At 46.4% G+C, this 1383-nt stretch carries 3 protein-coding genes; 2 read left to right on the top strand and 1 reads right to left on the bottom strand.

Annotated features, from left to right (window positions below):
* Positions 1–54 precede the first annotated feature (54 nt).
* Positions 55–396: a hypothetical protein gene (locus tag ACWGO0_RS37410; RefSeq protein ID WP_376481930.1), complete on the bottom strand. Its 342-nt coding sequence runs from the start codon at positions 394–396 to the stop codon at positions 55–57.
* A gap of 186 nt (positions 397–582) precedes the next feature.
* Between ACWGO0_RS37410 and ACWGO0_RS37405 the strand changes: the two genes are divergently transcribed.
* Both ACWGO0_RS37405 and ACWGO0_RS37400 read left to right on the top strand, forming a co-directional pair.
* The gene (locus ACWGO0_RS37405; protein ID WP_044704865.1) at positions 583–816 is read left to right on the top strand and encodes a YgdI/YgdR family lipoprotein; all 234 of its coding nucleotides are present in this window, start codon (positions 583–585) and stop codon (positions 814–816) included.
* Between the two features lie 21 nt (positions 817–837).
* On the top strand, positions 838–1065 hold the full coding sequence (locus tag ACWGO0_RS37400) for a YgdI/YgdR family lipoprotein (RefSeq protein WP_000719360.1): 228 nt from the start codon (positions 838–840) through the stop codon (positions 1063–1065).
* Positions 1066–1383 lie beyond the last annotated feature (318 nt).

Genomic DNA, 1383 nt, shown 5'->3' with positions numbered 1-1383 from the left:
TGACTAACTACCACTATGTTTGCCTATCAACATACTTAGGAAACATTACTTGAGTTAACGACTCCACCTTACTTTTAGTATCTCGCAATGAATCTTCCGACCGCCGTTGTGTTGAAGTTCTATTGCGCCACCGGGGTATAAATCACTTTCGTTTAACTCAATTAAAAGCTCGTTCTTGTGAGCATCCTCTAAATAAAGGTAATAACACCCACCATAAAGGTTCTGCGTATCTGGCACGGCAACAAAAGATTTCTTTCCGAACAGTAAAACAGCCTCTTTTTCTCCATGCTCTGTTAGCAATAATCGAAATTCTTGTCCATCAGGCGCGATCCCCCATATACGCAAGATCGGCGCTCTATGTGGCTTATACCAAAATTGATAGTAAAGACCTGCCACTACAACCAGTGAAATTAATAAGGCCATTTCAATCCTCAAAAACAAGCAACATTCCAAAATCGTTTTTCATTCATTTTTACTGCTGGGCATGATGCCCACCTTCAATCCTCTTTTCGCATGAAAAAACGACCTATACTTAGATGGTTAGTGACCATATCCACTTTACCTTTAAGCAGGGAACCTATTATGAATAAAAAAACGCTGTTGGCGGCCATGATGGTCGCGTTGGTGACCTTTGCCGCTGCTGGATGTTCTTCAAACCAAGAAATAAAAACCACAGATGGTCGCACTATCGTTACAGACGGCAAACCCAAAGTTGACAGTGATACGGGGTTAGTATCCTACAAAGATGCCCATACAGGCCGAACCGAACAGATCAACCGTGACAAAATTACCAACATGAGTGAACTAGACAACTGATACGGATAAAAGGAGCTGGCTTTGAAAAAGATTTTTGTTTCAGTGTTCGCAGCGGCAGTTGCGCTTTCAGCCCTAACCGGCTGCACGCGCACAAGCTATGCCATCCACACCAACGACGGGCGTACAATTGTCAGCGACGGCAAGCCTACAGAATCAGACTCAGGCCTGCTGGGCTATAAAGACGCAAATGGTGTCAAACAGCAGATCAATAAAGCCGACGTTAAAGAAGTCTCTGAAATTCCGCATTGAGGCATCGCTCTCTCCGAAAAGGGCCGCTAATGCGGCCCTTTTCTTTATCTGCCCCAACAACAGGCAAAAAAAGCCCCCGCTGGGGGCCAAATACCTGCAGTGGCTGGATAGTACTGCATTCCTGATGAAGGAGACGAATAAGTATGGGCCGGATTTTTGCGTCTGCAGGCTCGGTCGCCACAATTTTTCCGTACCCGCCAGGCATCATGCTTTTACCATAACATCCGTTGTCTGCACCGCCGGATCGGCACTGACGGCGCAGACGGCACCTGGCACCCGAAAACCCGGCTTAAGCAACGCTACATCCTCCGTTAAGCC

The sequence above is a fragment of the Streptomyces sp. NPDC055749 genome (assembly GCF_053617235.1).
The sequence above is the reverse complement of the archived record's forward strand: the minus strand, read 5'-3'. Positions and strand labels throughout refer to the sequence as shown.